The organism is Gelidibacter sp., assembly GCF_053579655.1.
In genome coordinates, this window is sequence record NZ_JBMDWE010000019.1 from 15,346 (window position 1) to 40,409 (window position 25,064).

At 37.1% G+C, this 25,064-nt stretch carries 20 protein-coding genes; 13 read left to right on the forward strand and 7 right to left on the reverse strand.

Features of this window, described 5'->3' with window-relative positions; all coding sequences use genetic code 11:
- Window positions 1-82: 82 nt before the first annotated feature.
- The 4 genes from ACOH2D_RS10770 to ACOH2D_RS10785 are packed head-to-tail and all read left to right on the forward strand — an operon-like array spanning window position 83 to window position 6,412.
- Window positions 83-1,285 carry a hypothetical protein gene (locus tag ACOH2D_RS10770; protein WP_449535223.1) on the forward strand — a complete coding sequence of 401 codons (1,203 nt, stop codon included), beginning with the start codon at window positions 83-85 and terminating at the stop codon, window positions 1,283-1,285.
- Between the two features lie 6 nt (window positions 1,286-1,291).
- A complete protein-coding gene (locus ACOH2D_RS10775; RefSeq protein WP_449535224.1) occupies window positions 1,292-1,861 on the forward strand; it encodes a condensin complex protein MksE in 570 nt (189 codons plus the stop codon).
- Window positions 1,848-5,549 carry an ATP-binding protein gene (locus tag ACOH2D_RS10780; RefSeq protein ID WP_449535225.1) on the forward strand — a complete coding sequence of 1,234 codons (3,702 nt, stop codon included), beginning with the start codon at window positions 1,848-1,850 and terminating at the stop codon, window positions 5,547-5,549. The genes ACOH2D_RS10775 and ACOH2D_RS10780 overlap by 14 nt, the downstream gene beginning before the upstream one ends.
- Window positions 5,549-6,412, forward strand: a complete 864-nt coding sequence (locus ACOH2D_RS10785) for a DUF7281 domain-containing protein (RefSeq protein ID WP_449535226.1) — start codon at window positions 5,549-5,551, stop codon at window positions 6,410-6,412. The genes ACOH2D_RS10780 and ACOH2D_RS10785 overlap by 1 nt, the downstream gene beginning before the upstream one ends.
- 333 nt (window positions 6,413-6,745) lie before the next feature.
- Here the strand turns inward: ACOH2D_RS10785 and ACOH2D_RS10790 are convergent, their stop codons facing one another.
- From ACOH2D_RS10790 to ACOH2D_RS10800, 3 genes are read right to left on the reverse strand one after another with little or no spacing between them, the layout of a single operon-like run.
- Complete coding sequence (locus ACOH2D_RS10790) at window positions 6,746-7,672, reverse strand: HipA domain-containing protein (RefSeq protein WP_348036061.1); 927 nt, start codon at window positions 7,670-7,672, stop codon at window positions 6,746-6,748.
- Window positions 7,665-7,979: a HipA N-terminal domain-containing protein gene (locus tag ACOH2D_RS10795; protein WP_348036060.1), complete on the reverse strand. Its 315-nt coding sequence runs from the start codon at window positions 7,977-7,979 to the stop codon at window positions 7,665-7,667. Before ACOH2D_RS10795 ends, ACOH2D_RS10790 begins: the two co-directional genes overlap by 8 nt.
- 2 nt (window positions 7,980-7,981) lie before the next feature.
- Window positions 7,982-8,191 carry a type II toxin-antitoxin system Y4mF family antitoxin gene (locus tag ACOH2D_RS10800; protein WP_348036059.1) on the reverse strand — a complete coding sequence of 70 codons (210 nt, stop codon included), beginning with the start codon at window positions 8,189-8,191 and terminating at the stop codon, window positions 7,982-7,984.
- 858 nt (window positions 8,192-9,049) lie between these two features.
- On the opposite strand from ACOH2D_RS10800, the gene ACOH2D_RS10805 reads away from it, so the two are divergent.
- From ACOH2D_RS10805 to ACOH2D_RS10825, 5 genes are all read left to right on the forward strand, one after another.
- Window positions 9,050-9,385 (forward strand): helix-turn-helix transcriptional regulator, encoded by a 336-nt coding sequence (locus ACOH2D_RS10805; RefSeq protein ID WP_348036058.1) that lies wholly within the window; start codon window positions 9,050-9,052, stop codon window positions 9,383-9,385.
- 399 nt (window positions 9,386-9,784) lie between these two features.
- Window positions 9,785-10,321 carry a transposase gene (locus ACOH2D_RS10810; RefSeq protein ID WP_449535227.1) on the forward strand — a complete coding sequence of 179 codons (537 nt, stop codon included), beginning with the start codon at window positions 9,785-9,787 and terminating at the stop codon, window positions 10,319-10,321.
- 464 nt (window positions 10,322-10,785) lie between these two features.
- On the forward strand, window positions 10,786-12,858 hold the full coding sequence (locus ACOH2D_RS10815; protein WP_348036056.1) for a lipocalin family protein: 2,073 nt from the start codon (window positions 10,786-10,788) through the stop codon (window positions 12,856-12,858).
- Window positions 12,859-13,214: 356 nt separating this feature from the next.
- Window positions 13,215-13,712 carry a helix-turn-helix transcriptional regulator gene (locus ACOH2D_RS10820; protein ID WP_449535228.1) on the forward strand — a complete coding sequence of 166 codons (498 nt, stop codon included), beginning with the start codon at window positions 13,215-13,217 and terminating at the stop codon, window positions 13,710-13,712.
- On the forward strand, window positions 13,712-14,362 hold the full coding sequence (locus tag ACOH2D_RS10825) for a nucleotidyl transferase AbiEii/AbiGii toxin family protein (RefSeq protein WP_449535229.1): 651 nt from the start codon (window positions 13,712-13,714) through the stop codon (window positions 14,360-14,362). The genes ACOH2D_RS10820 and ACOH2D_RS10825 overlap by 1 nt, the downstream gene beginning before the upstream one ends.
- A gap of 242 nt (window positions 14,363-14,604) precedes the next feature.
- On the opposite strand, the gene ACOH2D_RS10830 is transcribed toward ACOH2D_RS10825, so the two are convergent.
- Window positions 14,605-16,311: a potassium channel family protein gene (locus ACOH2D_RS10830; RefSeq protein ID WP_449535230.1), complete on the reverse strand. Its 1,707-nt coding sequence runs from the start codon at window positions 16,309-16,311 to the stop codon at window positions 14,605-14,607.
- A 364-nt stretch (window positions 16,312-16,675) separates the two neighbouring features.
- Window positions 16,676-17,680, reverse strand: coding sequence for a helix-turn-helix transcriptional regulator (locus ACOH2D_RS10835; RefSeq protein ID WP_449535231.1), 1,005 nt, complete (start codon window positions 17,678-17,680; stop codon window positions 16,676-16,678).
- A gap of 62 nt (window positions 17,681-17,742) precedes the next feature.
- Between ACOH2D_RS10835 and ACOH2D_RS10840 the strand changes: the two genes are divergently transcribed.
- Window positions 17,743-18,381 (forward strand): hypothetical protein, encoded by a 639-nt coding sequence (locus tag ACOH2D_RS10840; RefSeq protein WP_449535232.1) that lies wholly within the window; start codon window positions 17,743-17,745, stop codon window positions 18,379-18,381.
- 103 nt (window positions 18,382-18,484) lie between these two features.
- Window positions 18,485-18,874 carry a hypothetical protein gene (locus ACOH2D_RS10845; protein WP_348062900.1) on the forward strand — a complete coding sequence of 130 codons (390 nt, stop codon included), beginning with the start codon at window positions 18,485-18,487 and terminating at the stop codon, window positions 18,872-18,874.
- A 613-nt stretch (window positions 18,875-19,487) separates the two neighbouring features.
- Here ACOH2D_RS10845 and ACOH2D_RS10850 read toward each other — a convergent pair.
- Both ACOH2D_RS10850 and ACOH2D_RS10855 read right to left on the reverse strand, forming a co-directional pair.
- Complete coding sequence (locus ACOH2D_RS10850; protein ID WP_449535233.1) at window positions 19,488-19,946, reverse strand: COG2426 family protein; 459 nt, start codon at window positions 19,944-19,946, stop codon at window positions 19,488-19,490.
- 211 nt (window positions 19,947-20,157) lie between these two features.
- Window positions 20,158-21,645: an aminotransferase-like domain-containing protein gene (locus ACOH2D_RS10855; RefSeq protein ID WP_449535234.1), complete on the reverse strand. Its 1,488-nt coding sequence runs from the start codon at window positions 21,643-21,645 to the stop codon at window positions 20,158-20,160.
- Between the two features lie 86 nt (window positions 21,646-21,731).
- On the opposite strand from ACOH2D_RS10855, the gene ACOH2D_RS10860 reads away from it, so the two are divergent.
- Window positions 21,732-23,615: a TonB-dependent receptor plug domain-containing protein gene (locus ACOH2D_RS10860; protein ID WP_449535235.1), complete on the forward strand. Its 1,884-nt coding sequence runs from the start codon at window positions 21,732-21,734 to the stop codon at window positions 23,613-23,615.
- 202 nt (window positions 23,616-23,817) lie between these two features.
- Window positions 23,818-24,903 carry a biotin synthase BioB gene (gene bioB, locus ACOH2D_RS10865; RefSeq protein ID WP_449535236.1) on the forward strand — a complete coding sequence of 362 codons (1,086 nt, stop codon included), beginning with the start codon at window positions 23,818-23,820 and terminating at the stop codon, window positions 24,901-24,903.
- Window positions 24,904-25,064 lie beyond the last annotated feature (161 nt).

The window sequence follows — 25,064 nt, forward strand, 5'->3', positions numbered from 1 at the left end:
TAAACTTTTGTTCTGGAAAGAGCTAGTAAATCTGCTCAAATTCATATTTTGATTCTCCCATAATATTCTTAAATTTAGCGCCATGGACATTCAATCTTTCAATGATATCAAGGAATTGCTCACTGCTCTGAAAAGAGAAGACAGACTTTTTTATGAAATGTTTGGAAAGCGAAAGTCGTTGGAGTTTAAACTTTCTTATGCTCTGGAACTGGTCGATTATGATGAAGCGCGCATAGATTATCTAGTCAACAAGTCGGTGTTGCGGGAAAACGGGGGACTGTTGGAAATCGATGGTCTATTTTTGGAGTTTTTTGAGCAAGTCCTTGAAGTGAATGAGGAAATTAATTTGGCCTCCATTGATGAAAACATCAAATCCATTCAGGAAAACATTGTTTACTTTTTAAATGAAAATAGCGAGCATAGAAGGCATGCCTATCTACGAGAGATAAAAAGAACTTTTCGCAAAATAGGCGTTGTAACGATCCGTAGCGTTATTGACCTGAGACGTAAAGTTGACAATACCTTTAAAAATGAGCCGAATTTTAAAAATAAGCAACTCAAATTAAAACATCTTGATGAGAAAAGAGTGATGGTAAAAAAGCTGAGTGGTCAAGCACTTGATCTTATTAATGAAAACCAGCCCGTCTTTTTTAAAACCTCCCAAGATGAGGAATTGAAACGGATCATTACAGAGTTGAAGCTTCAGCTGAATGAATGTTCCCATAACTTGATCGAAATTGAAAAACAGATCATTGATTATCTGAATCAGATTAAGCACCAAGGCTTGTTTTTGGAGAAGCTTCGTAAATTAAAATATCTAAAGGATCATTTTACCATTGCAGCAGAAACGGATATCAAACAGCACTTAGCGAAAAGCAATTCCTTAATTTTTGAACGAAGATTGGGCGAACCTCTTAACCTTTCATTGGATTTTATTCTCAATGAAGAAAGGGCTTTTGCATCCATTAAGAAAGTTGCTAAAAATTATAAATCCAGAACACACATCGTTCCCGAGCTAGCAGAAACTATTGCAACCGATTTTCTTGAAAATAATGTGGAGCAAGAAGTCATGATCAATCTGGAGGAGGTACGAAATCATTTTTTGGCCACAGGCGATAATCTGTTCAACTTTATCGTAAACTACAACTTTAACAAGGACGTCGGTTTTGAGGAACGGGTTACAGTATATTGTCAACTTGTGTCCATTTATGATCAGGAATTCACGATTGCCAATGAATTTGAAAATTTTAATGGTGTGGAATACGCTATGGTTTATCCTAAATAAATAAAGATGAAAACAAAATACACCTCCGAAATTTTTGAAGTGCTTCGCCGTGGTCGGTTTATATGCTCCAATAGTCCCGACGATCGTCTAAAAATGCTCTACAACATTCTTGAGGAGGAGGAAACATTTTACGAGTTGCAAAATTATTTCGCCCATATCAATTACAATTTAGAACACGGAAACGAATATTTCTATTTTAGTCGCTTGGAAAGTAATACGGATCTGGATAGGAAACTTAATAAGGCCTTTGGCTGGATTGACTTGCTGGACTTTTTAAAAACATTTGACACTTCTTTTGACGTGGGTTTTAGGTTTTCGCCTGCAGAAATTGTCAATCAACTAAAGAACAATGCCGATTTAAAAAATAAATTGGACAATTTAAAAAGGCTAGGCGCCGATAAAAAGAATTATTCCGAAAGAGTTAAAAAAATAATCGAGCAATTGGTTAAGGACGATTTTGTGGCCTTAGAAAATGAAATGTCCGAAACCTATAAAGTGCTTACCTCTTTCAATTATTTAAAAGAATTGGTTACCGCTATTAATATTCCTGAAGAAATAGAGAATGAGATACCTTAATAAAATTATTTTTATAAACAGCGCATCGGTGGCCTATGCTGAGATTGAGCTTGACGGCAACGTGCATTTGATTGGCACCCAGGGTGTCGGAAAAAGCACGCTTTTACGTGCTATTTTGTTTTTTTACAATGCTAACAAAGTCAAACTTGGAATTCCACGTGAGAAAAAAAACTACGACGATTATTATTTTCCTTATCAAAACTCCTATGTCATTTATGAAGTGATGAAAGATGGCGTTCCATTTTGTGTGCTTAGTTACAAAGTGAACGGCAAAGTAGCTTTTCGGTTTTTTGACTCTGGGTATGAGCAACAGCTTTTTATTGACCATCAAAATCGGGCATTTGAGAACTGGGAGCAGATTCGTCAGGCTTTTGGCAAATCAATTTATTATACGTCTATCATTTCAAGTTATGATGAATTCCGAAGGATTATTTATGGCGATAATAAATCCCTTAAACCTGAATACAGAAAATATGCGATTATAGAAAGTAAGCAGTATGAAAATATTCCGCGCACCATTCAAAATGTATTTTTAAACTCCAATCTGGAAGCTAAATTCATCAAGGACACCATCATTAATTCCCTTAATGAGGAAGAGTTTACCATCGATCTGGAGAATTATTCCAAAAACCATCTTCGTGAATTTGAGAGTCAAATTAATGATATCGCTATTTGGTCCAAAGCAAATAGGAAAGGAGAAGTGCCTATCAGGAAACAGGCGGATAGCATCATTGACCATTACCGTATTCATAATTATTTGAATCGGGAGAAATTGGAGCTATTTCGGAATTTGTTGTCGCGAATGGATTATGTAGAAAAACAAAAGCCACTACTTCAGGTCGATATTTCGGAAGAAAGACAAACAAAGGATAGATTTTACAAAGAATTTGAAAATCTCAAAGATTTACATCAAAAACGGGAACAAAAAATAATTTCTGAAATAGATTATTTCAAGAAACAGATTGCGGAAGCACAGAGGAAACAACAGGAATATCAAAGAATCGAAATTGATATATTGATTTCCAAGGTTGCGGAGAAAGAATCCTTGCAACAGGAAAGTGGCGCATTGGCTGAAGAAAAAAACCTGCTCACTTCAAGATTTGCAGATATCAGGACAAAATATGAAAACTTGATCCGGCAAATCGAAAATGAAAAGCAAGCTTACTTAAACACCAAAACTTCAGAAATCAATCAACTGGAGCAGGAGTTTGGAAATTCCAAAATGGAACTTTTTACCAGCTATCAAAAAATAGTTAACGACATTAAAATCAATTCCGAAGCAGAAAAAACAAATGCGGTAGAAGAGATCGAAAGACTTAAAAATGAGAAACACCGTCTCGATAATCAAAAATCAGAATTAAAATATCAAATATTTTTTGAAAGTGAAATAGGAGCGGGCAAACAAAATCAGGATCAGTTGATTGCCAAGATTTCTGCAGGTAATTCCACAATTACAGATTCAAAGTACCAAATCAAAAATGTTAGAAAAGAATGGGAACTTGAAGCTGAAAGAATAGACGCCCGATTTGAAGTTGAAACGGCAAAGGCGAACCATCAAAGCGCTGAAGTTGAAAACGTGATAAAGGAAATAGAGTCTAAACTATTTCATAGTGAAGATTCCTTTTATGGCTGGTTAAATAAAAATGTTTCGAACTGGGAAAATACTATTGGGAAAGTGGTTGATGAAAATGTTCTTTTTCACTCGGATCTTGAACCAGAACAGTTTGAAAAGGAAACGGAATCCCTATTTGGTGTTCGCGTCAATTTGGAAGTTCTCGAGAATAAAATCAAAAGTGTTCAAGAATATCGGAAGGACATAGAAAGATTGAAAAAACAGCTGGAGCAAATCCAAAAAAATAGTCTTCTGATAGAGGCTGAAAAAGAAACGGAACAAATTAAATTGAAGAGCGGTTACACCAAAAAAATCAAAAGTTTAAATGATTTAATTGCAAAAGAAGACTATCAGTTAAATCAGAATGAGGAAAAACAGAAGATCAATAGCGTCCAATTGAAAGAATGGGTTGAAAAATCAGAAACTGAAAAGAAAATAAGAGCCACCGAAATCGAAAAGAAGTTAGAAAATTGTTCTTATGAACTTTCAAAAGCAACAGATCAGTTAACGGCGGTTAAGAAAAATATTTCTAGAAGGATTTCATTAAAGGAAACGGAACGGGATAAAAAGACTGTTGATTTAGAAGCAAGTAAAAACGAAAAAGTTTCAACCTATCAATCTTCTATTAACAATCACAAAGAGCAATCCGACCTTCGCATTGAAGTACTCCGCAAAAATCAGATGGATGAATTGGAGGATAAAGGTGCAGACAGAAAACGATTGGAAGAAATAGATGGGAAATTGTCTACTATAATAAGTTCCTTGGAATTTATAGCACAAAATGAAAAAACGGTCATCGAATACCAAAAAGATAAACGAGAGTTATTTGACCTTCTTCCGCAATGGAAAACTGATAAAATTACGCTAGAAAAACAACAACTTCATAGTGCTGACACCCACAAGATTGAACTTTCAAAGTCCCGTCAAAAGCTAAGCCATCAAACAGAAAAGGTGAAATCGCTTGAGGATAAGTTTTCTATTTTCGAAATTGATATTTTAGAATTTGAAAAATTCAAAAAATCCGAAGCTTTTGCTGGTATGGAAGACGTTTTGGAGGATGCTTCTGATAAAGAAGAACAGGATATTTCAAAAAAGGCTTCGCTTCTTATTTCTGAAATTAATGACAAATACTATAAAGGAATTGGTAAGTTTCAAGAACTTCAGCGTGCCATTAATGGCTTTGTTGGCAACTTTAATGAAGCGAATGTGTTTCAATTTAAAGTACAATTTGGCAATGATGAAGATTATCTCAATTTCGCACTAAACCTCAAAGAATTCATCGAGGAAGATAAAATCCAAGAGTATCAGAAACGCGTGAACGAACGCTTTGGAACTATCATTAATCAAATAGGACGGGAGACCACGGAACTGACTTCTAAGGAAGCTGAAATTGAGAAAACAATCAAAAAAATCAATGATGATTTTTTACATAAAAACTTTGTGGAAGCCATAAAGGAAATGGAAATGCGTACGCAGAAAAGTTCCAATCCTATTGTCTCCCTTCTTTTGGACATAAAGGATTTCAATGAGGAGAACAGTCTACAATTGGGACAGGTAAACCTTTTCAGCACTTCAGAATCGTCCTCAAAAAACCACCGCGCCGTGGAATTGGTCAAACAGTTGATAAAAGAACTGGAACGGGCCAAGACGTCCACTTTAACCTTATCTGAATCTTTTGATTTGCAATTCCGTATCGTTGAAAATGACAACGATTCCGGCTGGGTGGAGAAGCTTTCAAACGTTGGTAGTGAAGGAACGGACGTTTTGGTAAAAGCGATGATAAATATTCTACTTCTTAACGTATTTAAGGATAGTGCCTCGAGAAAAATAAAAGACTTTAAATTGCATTGTATGATGGATGAGATCGGGAGATTGCACCCCAATAATGTGAGGGGAATTTTAAAATTCGCCAACGAGCGAAATATCCTGCTCATCAATGGTTCTCCAACAAGTCAAAACGCGACGGATTATAAATACACCTATAAATTGGCTAAGGAACAATCGAAAAGAAATCCAAAAAGATATTTGACCAAGATAAATCGATTGATAAAAGTGAATGCAAAAATTTCGAATTAATGAAGTTGACTCCCAAAATAGCACGGATCCTTTTAAGGCTTACTAAAGGTGAAACGCTACCTGCCAGTGCTGCCAAAAGCCCGGTGGTTAGCGAATTGATTGCTGAAAACATTCTCCTTCAAAAAGGGAAACACCGAAAAACCCTAACGCTCAGCAATCAAAAAGCGCTTTTCGTATTTCTTTCTAACCAATTGCAAATCCATAATTTGGAGGATTATATTACTGCACTTGACAATGAGGAGTCCAGCCGTGCTGACTTTGTTAAGGTGGCAACCGACTCAAAAACGTCGAAGGAAAGAGCCTTTAAGGGTTTTTTGATCAATGCCTACGACCACATTAATGCCACTTTAAACGCCAAGGAATATCCTATTTCTCCCCATAATGGCAGTTTTGCATTTATCTATGATTATGAAAACTTCCGCATTCCGGAGGATATCACGATTGTAGGTGTGGAAAATGCTCGAAATTTTCGTCACATTCATGAACAGCGCTATCTCTTTAAAGATATCAACCCGTTATTTATTTCGCGCTATCCACAAAGTCAACACAAGGATGTGATTTCCTGGTTAAAAACAATTCCCAATCGGTATCTGCATTTTGGAGATTTTGATCTGGCGGGAATTGGAATTTATCTCAATGAATATAAGGTTCATCTTCAGGAACGATCCCAGTTTTTTATCCCTTCCAATATTCAGGAATTGATACACCAATTCGGCAATCGTCAACGGTTTAACAACCAAATCCGAAATTTTGATGTTGAAATTGCAAATGAACCGCTTCTTGACAATTTGCTAAAGATCATTGAAACGGAAAAGAAGGGTTTGGATCAGGAATATTTCATTCAAACATTTAAGAAGTTGTGATTTAAAAATGTTTGCTCTCTAAGATATCATTGCAAGGGATCCAAAAGACCATGATTGTGCTGAGCGAAGCCAAATTACGAATATTTTAACGACATTACAGTGCGATGAAGTAAACACGGGGTATTCACGATTACAAAAATCGAAATAATAAGGAATGAGCAATCCCATAATCTTTAGAAAAAATACTTATAAAAACTTTTAGATAACAAATTGACGGCTCCAGAGGGTGGTTTATGGGCTATATAAACATTTGGTTCAACCAAACTCGTCAATGATGTACAAAACTCTGGAATATTCTGATGGGGGAGGGAAAACTGCATCGAGTAGAATAACTTATACAAACATCCTTATTCTAGTTTCCAATAGATTCAAATATTTCTCTTTCATATTCTCTGACAGAAAAGAGATTTCAATTAGTTCTTTCCATTTCGGAGTTGCTTGTTGCATTTGTTGCAGTATGTTAGCAATTGATTTTTCATTGAGTAGGAGTCTTTCTTTGGCATAATAGTCTATAAAGTCAGATGCTTTTAAATTACTTTTTTTCCCTTTCAATGTCAGTGCAATTTCTTCTTCTGGATTTTTAATTGCTATCGTAGAATTTAAGTAATCATATATAGGAGTAAGCGTTACTTTATCATTTTTGGTAATTAGGGAAAAGTTTTTCAAATGCATATCTTCATTTCCTGTAATATAACAAAAAAGAACTCTTTTGAAAAAATCGGCTTTTTCAATGGCGGGAAATGAACAATATTCGTCAAGTACGGGAATGAGTTTCTCCATTGTAAAACGGTATTTTGTGTCTCTTGAATTTCCTGTTAATTGAGCAAAATCTTCGGTTGCCAATTTCTTTCCTTTTCCGTAGCGATCAAAACGCTTAATGAAATAGGATAAACTTCCGTCTTTCCCATAAAGCATCCCGTGAAATGGCACGTTTAAACCAAATACTTTAGCCATTCGCATCGTGACATCTTCATTTTCTGGTAATTCTGGAAACAAATCATTTTGTGGCTTTATAATGTAGGTTCCAAATTGATCCACAATTTTAAATTCTTGATCAACTATTGAAATAGCCGCACTAAGCTTCGGTTGTATGCCTTGAATGGAAAGTTTTTTAGCTCTGTTGGCGGCTTCCTGACGAAGTTCGGCAGCAGTATATGGCAAATCATTTAAATGGGTGAGCTTAGGAGCTATCATTCGGAGTCCTTTTGCACTATATCTATCGGTACCACATAATTCATAAGTAATAGGACATCTATTCATTGTCAGCTAATTTAACCGTTACTGAGCCTACTAAATCATTTCCTGTAGCAATCAGTTGAGAGAAATAATCTTTTTTATCAATCTTACCAATACGTAATAACCCTTCTAACTGGACACCTTCAGGTAATAGACCTTCAAAAAAGGGAGGGAAGGATGTATAGCTGTATTTTTTGTGTCTTGTTGGCATGGTCAATGAAACCGGATCATCTTCATAATTTTGATCATATTCAAAACTATAGTGGTTAGCTGAGATCTCTGTTAAAATTCCAGCTCTTTTTCCGTGGACAAATACGATTGCTTTTCTCATAATTATTTAGTTAAAGGGCTTTTGAATTCTATCTTGATATTTAAAACTTGGAGTACTGCCAATAGATTATTGAAACGCACTGTTTCTTTATTTTTTTCAATATCAAAAACAGTCGTCTTTCCTATACCCGCTAAGTCGGCTAACTGAAGCTGTGTGAGATCTGCTTTTTTTCGGTGGTCTTTAATAAAGGCGCCTAAATCAAGATCATTCATTTTATACTGTTTTAACGGTAAAAATACACAATTTAATTATATCTGTATGTTGAAAGAGGGAAAACATTTAAATATTACTGTTAGGGCAGTAATTTTAGAGGTTTAGTCATCAAAACTTTACTGTTTTGAGAGTTAAACGCTTAATTACTGTGATGACGGTAAATAGTATGCATGTCTAAAAGATTTATACTAGTTCTGGATTTGGCATTTATGAAGGCCATTTCAAAACATACAATAAATATCTAAGTCCAGCCTATAGTTCTCTATCAAATCAATTAGAAAAAATCAATTTATAGTATTCTTCTATATCAGCTATTTCAGGAGTGGATAGTTGTTTGAATTCTTTTCTTTGGCGCGATTTGAGAGTGCGCCATTATTTTGTTCCAAGAATCTAACCAATAAAGCAACCATGTCATCTGGCATTTCGAATATATTATCCAAATACGACTTGAATTGTTCATTTTAAGTTTAATAAAAACAAATTGTACGTGGTTCTCATAATTGCTAATTAGAATGTTGTCGTGGAGTTACAGGTGTTTTTAAGTAAAAACAGGTAAAAAGATGGCATATTCTGTGAAAACGGGTATGAGGTTGGAATAATAGGTATAAAATCATTAAATATCGGAATAATAGGTAGAAATGAATATAGACAATATAAACCACTTTGGAAAAAGTTGACAATTGATTTTTTTTATCTTCACAATAAATTCCATCTCATGTCATTTTATTCAGTATTTCAAAATATAAAATCATCTAGTATTGCTGGGTTAAAGTTTAACAGATGCGACTAAGAGCTATAGGAGCCTATATTTGGTTGGATTTCGTAATGATATAAACAAATTTGTTTACATTTATAATATGAGTCCGTTAATCGAAAAATACAAAGGCATCCACCCTGGAATAATATTAGAGCGTTTACTTAGCCAAAAAGGAATTTCACAACGTCCTTTTGCGCTTTCTATTGGTGAGTATCCACAGACCATAAATGCAATTACTAAGGGCAGAAGGAAGCTTAATACAGCTCTAGCTTTGAAAATTGAAAAGAAATTAAACTTAGAAGAAGGATCTCTTGCGCTTCTGCAAACCTATTTTGACATTAAGGAAGAAAAAAGTAAGCTAAAACAAAATACTCCTGACTTAACGCTTTTAAGAAAGTCTTTATTTTGGGATGCAGATATGTCTAAAATTGATTGACAAAACCAAGGTGTTGAAATTTTAAAAGAGTAAATGAGCAAGGAAATGATATTGAAAAGGAAGAAATTAAACGTTTTCATAAAAATATCCTAAGCTAAAGCACAAGCGATAATAAAAGCGCTAAATAAGCTGCAGAGAGGGAAGTTGTGGTTTGATTAAAGATTAGAAGATACGTTATTTTTTGGCCTGTTGTCATCTGGTATTCAGGCGTTTAATTGTGAAATATCGTATAATAAAATGCTTCTTTTTTGCTGTGATAGGTTGGAATTTTTATGGAGGGGATTATGGGTAAAGGTATGATTTGGATATTTGTTGATGAAATGCGACAGCTCGCGAGCTGTCCGTACTTTGGGAAATATTTCATAATTTTCATTATTAAAATAGCGTATTGAGAATAGAATGAAAAACAGGAAAAGAAATCGATTGAAAGGTTATGATTACTCCAGAGATAATCTATATTTCGTCAAGATTTGTGTGCAGCATATGGTTTGTTGTTTGGGAGAAGTTTTGAAGACTGCAGACCAGCCATCTAATAGAGATCCTGTTGAATTGGATACAGTAATAATCTCAAAGAAACATAACTTCACTGATGCCAACCCCATTGAATTAAATGCCAATCGACCCCATTATAAAATGGTATTGAATACTTATGGATTGATTGTTCACAATCAATTCAATTGGCTGGAGGAGATTGAGATTGATCGTTTAAGGATGAGAGATGTTTTTCTGAACATTAAATCATTATCAAGTTTAATTGGAGCGTTTAAAACCACATCTTCCAAGATGATTCATAATGCAGGGTTTTTGGATTTTGCATGGAAAAGATCATTTCATGATCATATTATTAAGCAACAGAAGGCTTATGATAATATCTCAAATTACATCGAATCCAATCCTCAAAAATGGCATGAGGACACTTTTTTTTCAAATGTTTAAAATAATTCCAATTGGGTTGGTTGAGGTTCTTTTGATACTTCCACTCCCCCCCAAAAGTTCATAATGTTTCCAAATTGTTTGTCTGTTATTCTAAGAACGCTGACCTTTCCAAAAGGCGGTAATAGTGGTTTGATCCGTTTTTCTACATTTTATAAGCTAAGTTTTTTAGAGCTTCCAAGTCTTTAAAATTGCATACCATTAGCATATATGGGTTTTGAAACCCTTAAAGAACACTTTCCAAATCAATTCAAAATCAAATAGGTAAAATTTATCCCAATTGGTTCTCTGTTTCAAAAATTCGATTTTTTTTGAATTCCGGGAACCAATAGAAGGCAATAAATCCTCAACACAAGATATTTCCAACGTAAATCATCGAGATGCCTATCAGTTTTTTATAATAGTTGTATTTTCAGGTAAGTACAAAGGAAAAAATCCTACATTTATTAAAAAAATCACGAGTGCTTATGAAAACGAAAGTCTACCTCTTCCTGCTTGTTTTTAGTTGTATTTTCTGGTCTTGTGACAAAGATGATGATGCCTCAAGTTCAGTCTCCGATTTTTATAAAGGCGCCGCTACTTCTGCTTCCGCTGCCGATTTAAAAGGCGTTTGGGCGATATTCAATGTGGGGTTTCGAGGAAAAATGGCAGAGGTGCCCATCGTTTATCAAGAATGTGGACGAGATTTTCTGGTGTTTTCTGAGAATGGTATCTACTCGGAATACGCCTACCAACAAAGTGACTGTGCATATACCTTAAATAGCTTAGACTGGGTGTTGAACAAAGGCATTATTAGTTTGCATAACCAATTTGGTGACAGTGATGAACTGGTCATTACCAAATTAAATGCTAATGAGCTTGTGTTTAAATCAAAGTTTGATGTGGATGAAGATGGAACTTTGGATGTGGTAAGCTTGTATTTAAAACGCTATACGCCAAAGGAAATTGATATCATAACGCCTACTTTTAGAAAAAATCAAGATACCGCTTTTGAGAACCTTTTGAGTTTTACGTGGCAGCCTTATGAAGGCTTTAATGCTTTTGAGCGCTATGAGATTTACCGTAGCGCCGGCGACAATTGTAGCCTTGCAAATGCCGAACTTATTGCGAGCATTAGCGACGTCAACACCACTGAGTTTACCGATTTATTACCGCCCACTGAAGACCGATTGTGTTACTTTTTCAAGGTCTTTACAAATCGCGGACTATTGGGCCTGAGTTATGCCTATACCATCAACACGGATAACATACGGGCACAACCCGTGACGCTTTATAAGCCCGAAGTATTAAATGCTGCCATTCAATTCAATTGGCAGGCCAGCACGGATCCCTATTTTTCGCATTACGAATTGGCGTTTTCAAATTATGATGGAGGCACTGCCTCTGGACAACAGGTCAATTCGGTGGCTATCATCAAGGATCGGGAGCTTACGTCGTTTTTGGATGAGCATCCGCCTTACCTTGAAAATCCGTATTATGTGTTGTATGTACATAATATCTTCGGCAGCCGCACGACCTATTACAATTCGCAGGTTACTACCTATCATGAGGTAGCTTTTAAACGGCCGGAGATTATCAACATTTCTAAGGTACACTCCTATGCTATTGATGCTGAAAATGCCGTTGTTTATGTTTATGGAAGAGAGAGTGGCACCAGGAATACCATGAATATCCATCGTTTTAATTATAGAACCAATCAAACGGAAGCTATATCCAATTTGGCTCCACAGTACGATACGAGTATTCCCATCCAGTATATTGATTCTGGTTATGGTGGGGAAATTATTGTTGGGCAGGCGACGGGTTTAGCAGTTTATGATGCCACAACTTTAAAGTATAAATACAATTTAGATTTAAAGGGGAGGCGTGCGGCTGATTTTTCGTATTCACCCTTGGGATTTTGGATAGTTGTGGACAGCGATAAGATTTATACATATAGCCGAGATAATGCCAATTTGGATCTGGTGGATTCCAAGACGCATTTTCAAAAACATCAAGGCAATAACAGTTACCGGACTTTTGTCCTTAAAAATAATAAACTCTTGGTGGGCCACTATAATGAGCCTACGAGTTATCTCTTTACCTTGGCCAGCAATGGATCATTGACTCAAGAGGAAATCGTCTCTTTTCCAATTTTGGACAATTGGAAGGGTAAATCCCAATATAATGCGGCCGGAAACTACCTGATCAATTTCTCGGAGAATCGGCTCTATTCAACCACCAACTTTAGTTTAATGGAAAGTTTTGAGTCTCCATATTTTCCAACGGGAACGAGCAAGAATGGCGCCCTGATTTTTGGGTCCAACAATGATCCCAACTGGGAGATTAGATCCAATAGCATTCATGCTAAGGAAGCGGTCATCTATAATAGGCAGAGCCGCAATACCAGCACGGTTTCGACCATTGGCTACCCACAGGTCATTTTTGAAAATGCTTTTGGGGATATTATTTCCATTTCAAGCGGATTGAAAAAGGATAACATCGGTCAAAATATTAATAATAAAGCCGATCTTTTCTTAGAGGTCATTCAACGGCCGTAGGGTGAGGTGTTTATGGAGAAGTTCATAGACGGTTATGCGTTTTACTGGGATCCAAGTTTTGGGAAAGAATTCGATTGTTTACTAACAGGGAACTCACCTAATCATTGGACCTTAAGCTGAGCAACGACGCTAAAGTAAGGCCGGCAACGTTATAAGGTGATCACTTCTTTAGAAGCGGACTTCTGTATGCTTGTTTTTTCATCATGATCATGAAGGTCAAATATCTCTTGGATGATGTCTTCTTACATAAGCGTTTTCATAAGCTTTATAATTAAATATCTAAAGATCAGGGAAAATGAGCAGTAAATTGGGGAGGGTTTCGTAATAGTATAAACAAAATTGTTTACATTTGTAGTATGAGTAGATTAATTGAAAAATACAAAGGTATCCATCCTGGAATAATATTGGAACGCTTACTTAACCAAAAGGGGATTTCACAACGTCCTTTTGCCCTTTCTATTGGTGAGTATCCACAGACCATAAATGCAATTACTAAGGGCAGAAGGAAGCTTAATACGGCTTTGGCTTTGAAAATTGAAAAGAAACTAAACTTAGAAGAAGGATCTCTTGCGCTTTTACAAACCTATTTTGACATTAAGGAAGAAAAAAGTAAAGTAAAACAGAATACCCCAGACTTAACTCTTCTAAGAAAATCTTTATTTTGGGATACGGATATGTCTAAAATAGATTGGCAACAACAAAGCATAGCAGTTATTAAACGTGTATTTGAACGTGGTAATGCTATTGAAAAAGAAGAGATTAAACGCTTCTATAAAAGTGTTAAGATTGAAGAAGCGCTTGCACATGGAATTAGTGAGCCATACACTATTTATAAAAATAAAGAAAACGAATAATGCTTCACTATAGTACTGTAAACGATCTATTGAAAAATAGTTTACTGAAATTAATGAAATCCGATGTGTTTAATGATTTTAGACTTGTAGGAGGTACAGCACTCAGTTTGCAAATTGGTCATAGAGAATCGATAGATATTGATCTGTTTAGTGATTCAGAATATGGCACATTGGATTTTGATGCCATTGAAAACCATCTAACAGAAAACTTTCAATATGTAGATTTTTTAAATATAATCCCAGGAATGGGGAAAAGTTATTTTATTGGAGAAAATAAGGAAAATGCCATAAAGCTCGATTTATATTATACAGACACTTTTATTCAACCTTATATTGAAGTTGATGGGATAAGAATGGCAACTATTGAGGAAATTATAGCAATGAAAGTAGATGTTGTGCAACGAGGAGGAAGAAAAAAAGACTTTTGGGATTTACATGATCTACTTCCATCTTATGATATCAGCCAAATGTTAGATTTACACAAGCAAAGATATCCTTATTCCCACGACGGAGATTTAATTATCCATAATTTTACATCTTTTGAACAAGCAGATGAAGATTTTAATCCTATCTGTTTTAAAGGGAAATATTGGGAATTTATAAAGGAGGATTTTGAAGGGATTATTCTGAAGTATAAAGAATCTCTGTGATATTCTTTTTTTTTAAGTGTTTACTTTCTTTTTAAAACACTGATTTGTGCTACCTAGCCTCTGTGAAGCCCTATAATCACTACATTTTAAAACACTGTATCGGGAAATAAAATTGTTCCCTGATGGTTGGATAGCGCGTATTTCTAATTGATTATAAGTTAGTTAGATTAAATGATTCTTTCTTTTATTAACGTCTTTTTACACCTTAGTTTTCATCGCATTTAAAGAATTCCAAACAGTCATCAAACCCCATTAACATAAATTTTATTGAATTTATGTTTCATGTCGATATTTCCTAGCATGACTATTTCAGCGCCATGAGGAAGTATGGTATGGGCCGATAATAAGGTGACGACTTCAGAATTTTCTTTTATGGCAATGACCGATAATCCCGTTTTAGCACCTATGCCAGATTCGGCAAGGGACATGCCGGCTAACGACTCGGGAATCGGGATGATAAACAAGGTAAAGCCCTCGCCAAGAACGGTTAAATCTTGACCTTTGGCTATCGATAAAACGGCTTCAGAACCTAATGTGGAGTAGCTCAGTACAAAATTAGCACCTGCTTTTTGGATAATATCAACATTTCGAGCTTCGGATATACGGCTCACAATCCTGACGTTCTTGTTCAATTGACGGCAATAGGAGGCCAGATAAATATTCATGGTGTCGTCATGGGTAGATAGTAATACCGACGGCGCTTTTAGAATTCCAGCTCTTTTTATGAGTTCGTAATCTGAGGCGGTTCCGGTAAAAACCTGATTACAATAAGGACTTACTTTTTTACATACCTCCGGATTTTGATCAATGACATTCACTAAAATGCCATTTTTATGTAAAGCCTGTGCCGCGGCCAAGCCTACTCGGCCTGCTCCAATTAACAGAACGGGGTTAGGGTTGACGTTGTAGTCATGGAAGAGCTCATCAATGTTATGAAGCTGTTCTTTATTGCCTATGATGACGAGAACGCTATCGTCGGTTAGCTTTTCTTTACCGGTTATGGCTTGCAATCGGCCGCGCTCCCAAATTCCCACAATACTGACGCCGAATTTTTGTCTTAAGTTGGTTTCCCGAATAAGTTTAGAAACCAATGGGGTATTGTGGATAGGCAATTCTGCAATTAATAAATCTTCATACTGGCCTATTGGCTGAGATTTTGCATGTTGTGCGTTGATCCGGTTGGACAATTGTTCGCCAAGCCATTTTTTTACCGGCAACACGTGGTCGGCGCCGCTGAGTTGCTGTACATCTACCGAGTCGATATCCGTAGCTATGGCGACAATGGGGATGTTGGGGGCAATGTCCCGAATGGTGAGGATGATCTTGGTATTTAAAAAGTCATCTCTATTGATCAAAACCAGTTTTGCCTCCTTAATATTGGCAAGAATGAAGGTTTCCTTGTTATCCAATTCTCCAAATAGAACAGGAACGCCGTCATCATAATTTTTAAGCGCTTTTTCCAGATCGTTTTCGATGACAAAGTAAGCTGTGTTCTCCTGTTTCAATCGCTCGGTAAGATCTCTAGCGATCACATCATAAGAACATATTAAAATATGATCTTTTGTTTTGGCAGGAACCTGACGGGGCACTTTGTTTTTCTTTTTTGACTCTAAAAGAGGGATATAAAAGTGCCTGATAAAAGCAAATGGCAAAACGATCATTAGCATAAAAACGCCAGAAAGCAACACGAGAATACTGAACAGGCGACCGAGGTCGGACGCAAATGTAATATCTCCGAAACCCAGGGTGCTCATCACGGTAAGTGTCCAATAAAAGCCTGTGGTCCAGGAATGATTTTGGCCTTCCAACCCCATTATTACATGGAAAATAACAGAATAGATGACGATAACGATTCCTAAAACGGCCAAATATTTTACTAAGATCTTGGAGTTTTTTTTAAATTCTCTGTCGCTCAAATAATAGGCCATCTGACTACCGATAAATTTCATATGCTGTAATTTTAAAAAGGTTTTACTGGGTGTTCACTTAAGATTCTGAATTATTGTTGTTCGGTTAAAAATTTCGTCGGCCTTCAAAAGATAATCCTGATTAAGATTTTTCAACGTTATGTTCGTTAATGTCATCATTTTTCATTTTTGGGAAATGCTAATAAAACACTAATTTCCTGGTAAATATAAATTTATAAAATCTATGTTTTAAGTGTTTTGCGGTTTGTGTCTTGATTCTTGGTTCTAACAGCGAAGTGGTGGTTACTGAGCCTGTCGAAGAATCTTGATTCTTTTTCCGGACAATACAACTTCTGAATCTATAAATAAAGTTACCATAAATTATTTCAGAAAATCGGAAATATCCTTAGTGATACATCTGATACATTTCATCGATATGTGCTTTCACTTGATCCCGAAGTGATTGTGGTTTTAGAACTTCGACCATAGGGCCCAGTTTTAAAATTTGCATTATAAATTCGTAATTGGGTTTTAATTTATACGTCACGATTCCCCAATCGTCAGCGCCATCCTGACAGAATTGTGATTTATGGATGGGTAAACTGCGCAAGTATTTAATCTGGTTGTTATGTGCTCTCATCTCGATGTCTTCGATAGACGAATCGCTATAATTTAAACCGACCACATCATCGTATTGTTGTAATTGCTCTAGAAAATCTTCCATTTTCAGTGCATTTTCATTTTGAATTTTTAAATCAGAAAGTCTGTCGATGCCAAAATTTCGAATTTCATTTTCTCCATCGGCCACCGCAATCAAATACCAGCGGTTGGCATATTCCTTAAGGCATAGTGGCGACACGGTGTATGCCTTTTTAGTGCCACCATAATAGTTTTCCTTTAGAAAGGTGAGTTTATGATTTATGGAAATGGCATGAATTAATTTCTCAAAATGCTGAACGCCGGTAAAATCAGAACTGTCTTCTGGAAGCACCCATTTTTGAAAGGATTTATAATCTTTAAGGCCACTTTCATAAAGCTCGGCCATCGCAGCGAACTTTGAAAACTTAAAGAAATGGCTTAACGCGTCTTCGTTTTCTTCCATGCTATACCCATGAGAATTATAGCAGTAGGTCATGGCGATGCCAAAGTCTGATTCTAAGATGTTCTTATCGCGTTCAAAGGAGCGTTCAGAAATATTAAAATCATAGTCATTGCGCAAGCGCTCTAAAAGCTGTTTTTTAGTGATATCTGGATTGGACTTTACCAGTTGTGCGATACTTTTTAGGCGCTTGAGAACTTTATAGGTGGACATGATCGTAATTTCCCTCAAAAATAGAAGAACAGAATTGGAAAGCAAGGCATTCTGACCGATTTCAGAAGAAAGATTAAAAGTATTTATTAAGTCCGCCATCCTTTGGCGTTGTGATGAACGGTCTTTGCATGTTATTGCGCTAAAAACATTAAGCTAATCTTATGAAAGACCTAAAATCAAGTATTTATTATTCAGTAGAAGCCAAATATTGGCGCAGGGCAGTCACCAATATTCATGATGAATTTTCGGTTGGTTTACCCACTTACGAAGATGTAGCTAAAACGAAAACGAAATTTGAAAATGCCATTCCACTTGTGGCGAGAGCCGATGCTTTCAACCATTATTTCAGCATTATAGATGTGTTGTACGATGGGCTGGGGAAAGCGCAAACCACAGATGCCCAAGCACGCATTGATTTGCAAACCTATCTCGATTCTGGGAATGCCATCGAGCTTGGCAATAAAACGAAATTTACATCCTCGCCAGATTATGATAAAGCGATTGAGGTTTATATGGTGATTGAAAACCCATCGCAAACATCTACAGAAAAGTATTTAATCCATGGCATCCGATATCTGGATTATCCAGATCGGTTAGATCCAGGAATACAGGAAGCCCTTCAAGGTCTGATTAAAGAGTATAGCTATTATGAGCAAAATGGCTATGCCGTGAAAAAACAAGTGGAAGCATTGAATTTGGAGGCTGTAGGTGGTGCTCAGGTGGCTATACTAAAAACGCCTTTTAACTGGCAGAAGTTAGTTGTGGATTATAAAGGGTTTGATTTGTGTGAGGTGTGGTAGGGGATGATGACGAGCAGTTATTTCTTATGAAACTCATAACTAAGTTCTGATTTATAAATGTTATTTTTGAAGCCTAAAACGTATTATCCTCAAATTTTAGTTTATGACCTATCAAGAAGTGTTTGTCCTTTTTTGGGATCAAGTCAAGGAAAGTATCCATGAAGGACGCTTTGCTAAATTAACTATGGCAAAAACCATTGGTAAACCGAACTTGAAAAACATTTTTGTCCGGCCAGTTTACTCTGAAGACGGCTTTAAGGTGTTAGTGAAATTGCGCTATGCTTCTAAAGAAACCGAAGATGAGGAAAAGGAATTGACTATGGAAGATGCTTTTGAGGTTTTAAAATCGCATCTAAAAACGTCTTTTTCAACAGTGCTTTTATTTACCACCACAAAGGATGTCACTTTCAAAATTAATAAGAAGGGTGCGGGCAGTATTACTGAAAATTTGCCAACATTTCATAACGTTATCCAGGCTAAGACGGATTTTTAATGGCTTCGGGCTCAATATTAAGCTTCGTTGATGCGTGCGATTGGATAGGTCTAGCGCTTCTTTGTATAAGTTTTTTTATGGTCTGACACAGATGGTGTTACTTGATTTTATTGGTCTCAAATGAGGTTAAAACCCCGCATGAATGGATGTCGGGCAAGTATGTACTTTAGTAGATCTCGCTTTAATTTCTAAAAATTTTGACACGAATTTCACGAATTTTCACGGATGCATTCGTTTCCTTAATATACGGGCATAAATTATAGGCTATAAATTTCACGAATTAAACACATTTCAGTCTGTTTTAAAAACCCCGCCAGAACGTTTGTCGATAAAGTATGGCACTTTAGTCCATTGTTTTTCAGTTGAATCCGTAATTTACAATGTGCCAGTGACCAAAACCATGAAGGACTGAAATCGGATTGAATCTTGTGGAATAAATCTTTGTTTGAAGCAAGGGAAATCTGAATTTATTTTAGAGGTTTTTATGAGCTTTTAACTTCTCTTGAAAACTTTAGATTCTACTGGAAATGTAGCACATCACCACTAAAAAGATTGGGGTTTAAAATAGGGTTGCCAATAAAACCCACCTCTGAAATTTCAACCTCACGATGAACTACTTAAACCCTTTCATGGCCGCGATGGTCGTCGCCCAAATAATAAGGCAAGAAAAGAAGATTCCTATCGTATTCGCTAGGAAAGCACGTTTGCGATCGATCCCAAAAAGATAGGCGGCAAGAGTTCCTGCATAAACGCCGGTTCCTGGAAGTGGGATGAGAACAAAAATCATCAATCCCCAAAACCCGTATTTTTCAACATTTTTTCCTGCACCCTTTTTAGCGCGTCGTGCCACAAAAATTGCTGATTTTTTATAATAATACCATTTAAATAAGTAGCGGTTCACTACATCCAAAAAGAAGGTCATGATCGGGAATACCATTACGTTGGCCGCAAAACAAAAAATAAAAGCGACATAAATATTCACCCCATGCAAAAGCGCATAAGGAATGCCAACTTTAGCTTCTCCTAAGGGAGAAACGCTCCAAAGCATCGCAATGAGTAAATCGAAAATCATTTTTCAATATTTGATCGTGTAAAAGTAGCCTTTTAGAAGTACGAAAAGACTTAAGAATTTATTAAAGTTTAGTCTAAAACAGCTGTTTAACACCATCAAAGAGAACTAGAAATAAATTCAGTCCTATCGATTTTAAAAAGGGGTCAGTGTTTCCCTTGCAAGTTAGAGTAGGAGTATCTTGACATTTCAAGTAAGGTTATTGCCAAAAAGGTCATGGCATCGATTGCTTGGACAAATCCCAATAAGCTTCCTCAAGTATTTTAACGGCTTCTTCCATTTCCTGCGGATTAAGATGTGCAAACCCCAGTCTTAAAGCAGTTAGCGACCGATTTTGATAAAGGCAGATACTCGGAATAAATAGTCCTTTTTCTCTAGCTTTTTTTTGTAATTGCGTCAACGAAAAGACCTCCTTAAACCGAATCCAAAAAGCTAAACCGGAAGGTGGAATTGTAAAAGTAATCCGGTTTTGGAAGTGATTGTTGAGCAGTCCGGCAAAAAGTTCTTTCCGTTCAGCGATGACTTTTTTAGATTTTCTTTGGTATCGGTGAATGTCGCCTTGGTGGATGATTTCGCCCAAAGCTTTTTCCATCATTAAATTGGGCTTTCCAAAGATGTTCAGGTGTTTGGCGCCTTCTTGCAACACATCTTTAGGCGCAATTAAAAAATTCATTTGAAAACCGGGGTTTAAAAAGCGTCCGAAAGCACCAATATAAATGATGCGATGGTCACCGTTTTTTCTAAATAAGGATTCGTTTTTATTTTTCACCAATGAAAATTCAAAATCGGAATCGTCTTCAATGACAATGAAGTCGTACTCTTCGGCCAAAAGTAGCAATTGGGATTTTCGTTTTTTTGAAAGGGCGACCGTGGTTGGATATTGGCATTTGGTGTTGATATAAACCAATCGTATCTCGCCGGGCTTAAAATGCTTTTGAATATAATCAATGTCCATCCCGTCGGCATCCACCGGAATCGTTTTCATCTTGGCGCCGGCTTGACTATAGATCATATTGGGTAAAAAGTAGCTGAGTTCTTCTACCAAAACGACATCGCCCGTATTGATCAATAAGCGTGATAGAATGGAGTGAACCTGCTCCAGACCTGCCACGGGCAATAAAAAGTCTCTTGACAGATGAAAGCCTCTGGTCAAATTGAGGTAATAGCTGAGTTGATCCCTAAAAAATAAATTCCCATCGCTTGCATTTGAATAAGTGCCTGAAGGTTTTTTTCTTCGGAGTACCGAGGTGTAGAAGCGTCCCAGTTCTTCCGATTTAATCATACGGTAATCTGGCGTGCCGTCCGTGAAATATAATTTCCCCAGATGTTCTTCTAAAGGCGTATCTAAAATAAATTCCTTCCTAAAATGATAGGGCGCAGTTTCTGGAGGATGTTGAAAAACTTTGGTTTTTTTGGTTTTATCCAAAGAAATCTCAGGATTTATAACGAATACACCCACATTAGGAACCGTTTTTACCCAACCCTGCTCTTGGAGTTCGGTCAAAGCGGCCACAATTGTTTTCCGGTGAACTTGGAGTTCTTCGGCGATTTTACGGCTTCCTGGAAGCTGATCGTCATCTTCTAAAAGGTTGCTTTTGACCGCATTAATAAATTGATAGACAATTTGCATATAGACTGCATCTTTTTTTCGACGATCTATTTTAACAAACGAATGAAAAGGAATTATAACTGGACTACTCATTATTTACATTTAGGACTACCAAAAATACTATTTTAATCCAAACCTTTGCCCTCAGATTCAAATACTACGATTAAAAAAAAACATTTATGAAAAACGTACTGGTCACTTTAGGACTCATAGTTGCGCTACCAAATTTTGCACAACAAAAGCAAACGCTTCCGGATCCGGAAATTCCGAATCACGAATTGGAAGAAGTCATTATTCAGGGCAACCGATTGCAAATCCCTTTTAGTGAATCTACGCGGGATATTCAGGTGATTACACAAAAGCAAATTCAGGCACTTCCTGCAAAATCAATTAATGAGGTGTTGTCCTATATCAGCGGTGTGGACATCAGACAGCGCGGGCCGTTTGGAACGCAGACCGATATTTCGATTGATGGTGGCACGTCCGAGCAAACTTTAGTGTTGATTAACGGTGTAAAGATGATTGACGCGCAAACGGCACATAATATGATGAATATTCCTGTGCCTTTGGATGCCATTGATCATATTGAAGTGCTACGCGGTGCCGCCGCCAGAATTTATGGCATCAATGCTTTGACTGGCGCGATTAATATTGTTACCAAAAAAGCGAAAAGCGCTTCAGTGATTGCAGATGTTCAGACTGGAAGTTCTTTTAAAAACAAGGACGAAGGTGATGGCTCAGGAATTTATGGCGGCGTCGCGGCTGAGGTTACCGGCATCTACGGATCTGAAAACCAAAGTCAACTTTTTTCAGTGGCCCAAAGCGATTACAACGGACAACGGTACAATTCAGCCTCTAAAAACACCCGCCTTTTTTATAGTGGTCATTATGAAATTAATGACCATAATAGCGTTCAGGCGATGGCGGGTTACGCCCGAAACCACTTTGGTGCCAACGGTTATTACGCAGCTCCAGGTGATGTGAATTCAGAAGAACTTGTGAAATCATCTGTCTTTAGTCTGTCTTCAACACATACCTTCGGTAATTTTACGATTTCGCCACGAATCAGCGATCGCTATGGCGAAGATGACTACCGCTATTTTAAACATGATTTGAGTAAAGGGCGCTCGATACATTATACCAACGCGCTGATGCTGGAATGGAACAGCAGTCTTAAAACAGCAATCGGAACTTTTGGTTTCGGCTGGGAATCGCGCATGGAAAAAATCAACAGTTCCAATATTGGCCAACATGAACGTGATAATCACGGCGCTTATGTGGAATTAAAGAGTCGTTTGGGCGAAAAACTAAGAGGAACGGCTGGGCTTTATGCCAACTACAATACCGATTTTGGCTGGCAAATGTATCCGGGAATAGATTTAGCCTATCTGGTGAATGCGCATTGGAAAATTTCGACGAGTATCGGTTCAGGACAACGTATCCCTTCTTTTACAGATTTATACCTAAATCAACGTCCGGGAAATGTGGGGAATGTATCACTACAAGCAGAAAACGCCTGGAACTATGAAGGGAATATTCAGTATAAAAAAGGAAATTTACAGTTAAAAACCGGCTATTTCTACCGCAATATTTCTGATTTTATTGATTGGGTGCGTACCGATGCGTCAGAGCCTTATTCTCCAATGAATCTTGGGAAAAACACGATGCACGGTATTTATGCAAGACTGCAACAGGATTTTGATTTAGGCGAAAAACACGCTATCGGTTATGAAGTGAGCTATAATTATATGCATCCATCTTTTGAGGTGTCAACCGAAACTCAATCCAAATACATCTTAGAATCTCTGAAACATCAATTTATTGCAGGCCTTCATTACCGCATCAATGACTTTTCTTTTTCGATAAAAAACAGATGGTTACAACGAGAACTTGCCAATGCTTATGACGTTGCCGATGTTCGCGTCAATTACACCTATGAAAATTTCCTTTTATACTCAGAGGTTACCAACTTATTCAATGCCACCTATAGCGAAGCTGGAGCTGTTCCAATGCCAACGCGTTGGTTTGGAGTGGGTGTAAAATACCACTGGAAGCAGCGTTAGAGATTGTGTTGTGGAAGGGAATTCGATTGAGAGAATAAAAAATCAAGTACAAAGAATTAAGAATATAGAACATAGAGTCTAGAATATAGAATCTAGAAAAAAACAGGATGGACAAAACGTTGGAGAACTATGATCAGTTATAATTCACAGATGGTTTAAAAATTTAAATCGGACAACACTAATTAATTATTAAAATAGAAAAATGAATAACCCAAAAAAATGGACACGCGATGAAGTCGTCGCTTTATATAACAAACCGATGATGGAGTTGCTTTATGAAGCGGCCACCGTTCATCGACAATATCACGACCCCAATAAAGTACAAGTATCGACTTTGGTCTCCATAAAAACAGGAGGTTGTCCTGAGGATTGCGCGTATTGTCCGCAGGCGGCACGTTATCATACGAACGTCAAAGAAGAGGGTTTAATGGGCGTAGAGCAAGTCATCGCGCAAGCACAACAAGCAAAGGCCACCGGGAGTTCAAGGATTTGTATGGGCGCAGCGTGGCGCAACGTTAAGGACGGACCGGAATTTGATCAGGTTTTGACCATGGTGCGTTCGCTCAATAAGATGGATATTGAAGTGTGTTGTACTTTGGGAATGATTACCGAAAATCAGGCACAGCGTCTTTCAGAGGCTGGACTATATGCCTACAATCATAATATCGATTCTTCAGAAGATTATTACGAGGAAATCATATCGACCAGAGCCTATAAAGACCGTCTCGAAACCATCGAAAATGTGCGAAAAACAAATATTACGGTCTGCAGTGGCGGGATTATTGGTATGGGCGAGAGCGTCGAAAACCGTGCAGATATGTTGATTACCTTGACTAATATGATCCCGCAACCCGAGTCTGTGCCTATAAATTCCCTCGTTCCGGTGGAAGGAACACCAATAGGGGAAATGGAACCAATATCTATTTGGGAAATGGTACGGATGATAGCCACTGCCAGGATTATGTTGCCAGAGACTCAGGTGCGCTTATCGGCAGGACGCAATAATATGAGTCGGGAAGGGCAGGCCTTATGCTTTTTTGCCGGTGCGAATTCTATTTTTGCCGGTGATAAATTGCTCACGACGCCCAATCCAGATGTCAATGAAGACCTGAAGCTATTTGAAGATTTGGGATTGGTGCCACAGCAGCCTTTTGAAAAGCATGCACAACCTAAAACCATAGAAGCCGAAGATGCAAACTATCAAGCCTTAGGAGAAAAACCTAAATGGACGCGACCAAAGCATAAAATTCAGCGTAATTTGGATACGCAGTATAAAAATAAGAAGTGATTGAAACACTTTTTGAAAAGATGTCCTATTGAAATAATAGGGTCGAATTTCTGTTGAAGTTCGACCTTTTTGATTTATATAGTTTTACATTTGGTTTATAAGGATACATACTGAACCTGGCCGGTCAGGCGGTTATGACAAAATATAAGATATTAAAAATA

Coding starts and splice junctions, on each gene's coding strand:
- ACOH2D_RS10790 (WP_348036061.1), bottom strand. CDS start 7,672: ATGAATAGATGTCCTATTACTTATGAATTATGTGGTACCGATAGATAT.
- ACOH2D_RS10780 (WP_449535225.1), top strand. CDS start 1,848: ATGAGATACCTTAATAAAATTATTTTTATAAACAGCGCATCGGTGGCC.
- ACOH2D_RS10770 (WP_449535223.1), top strand. CDS start 83: ATGGACATTCAATCTTTCAATGATATCAAGGAATTGCTCACTGCTCTG.
- ACOH2D_RS10800 (WP_348036059.1), bottom strand. CDS start 8,191: ATGAATGATCTTGATTTAGGCGCCTTTATTAAAGACCACCGAAAAAAA.
- ACOH2D_RS10850 (WP_449535233.1), bottom strand. CDS start 19,946: ATGATTTTCGATTTACTCATTGCGATGCTTTGGAGCGTTTCTCCCTTA.
- ACOH2D_RS10835 (WP_449535231.1), bottom strand. CDS start 17,680: ATGGCGGACTTAATAAATACTTTTAATCTTTCTTCTGAAATCGGTCAG.
- ACOH2D_RS10860 (WP_449535235.1), top strand. CDS start 21,732: ATGAAAAACGTACTGGTCACTTTAGGACTCATAGTTGCGCTACCAAAT.
- ACOH2D_RS10820 (WP_449535228.1), top strand. CDS start 13,215: ATGAGTAGATTAATTGAAAAATACAAAGGTATCCATCCTGGAATAATA.
- ACOH2D_RS10805 (WP_348036058.1), top strand. CDS start 9,050: ATGAGTCCGTTAATCGAAAAATACAAAGGCATCCACCCTGGAATAATA.
- ACOH2D_RS10840 (WP_449535232.1), top strand. CDS start 17,743: ATGAAAGACCTAAAATCAAGTATTTATTATTCAGTAGAAGCCAAATAT.
- ACOH2D_RS10815 (WP_348036056.1), top strand. CDS start 10,786: ATGAAAACGAAAGTCTACCTCTTCCTGCTTGTTTTTAGTTGTATTTTC.
- ACOH2D_RS10775 (WP_449535224.1), top strand. CDS start 1,292: ATGAAAACAAAATACACCTCCGAAATTTTTGAAGTGCTTCGCCGTGGT.
- ACOH2D_RS10795 (WP_348036060.1), bottom strand. CDS start 7,979: ATGAGAAAAGCAATCGTATTTGTCCACGGAAAAAGAGCTGGAATTTTA.
- ACOH2D_RS10830 (WP_449535230.1), bottom strand. CDS start 16,311: ATGAAATTTATCGGTAGTCAGATGGCCTATTATTTGAGCGACAGAGAA.
- ACOH2D_RS10825 (WP_449535229.1), top strand. CDS start 13,712: ATGCTTCACTATAGTACTGTAAACGATCTATTGAAAAATAGTTTACTG.
- ACOH2D_RS10785 (WP_449535226.1), top strand. CDS start 5,549: ATGAAGTTGACTCCCAAAATAGCACGGATCCTTTTAAGGCTTACTAAA.
- ACOH2D_RS10810 (WP_449535227.1), top strand. CDS start 9,785: ATGAAAAACAGGAAAAGAAATCGATTGAAAGGTTATGATTACTCCAGA.
- ACOH2D_RS10855 (WP_449535234.1), bottom strand. CDS start 21,645: ATGAGTAGTCCAGTTATAATTCCTTTTCATTCGTTTGTTAAAATAGAT.
- ACOH2D_RS10845 (WP_348062900.1), top strand. CDS start 18,485: ATGACCTATCAAGAAGTGTTTGTCCTTTTTTGGGATCAAGTCAAGGAA.
- bioB (WP_449535236.1), top strand. CDS start 23,818: ATGAATAACCCAAAAAAATGGACACGCGATGAAGTCGTCGCTTTATAT.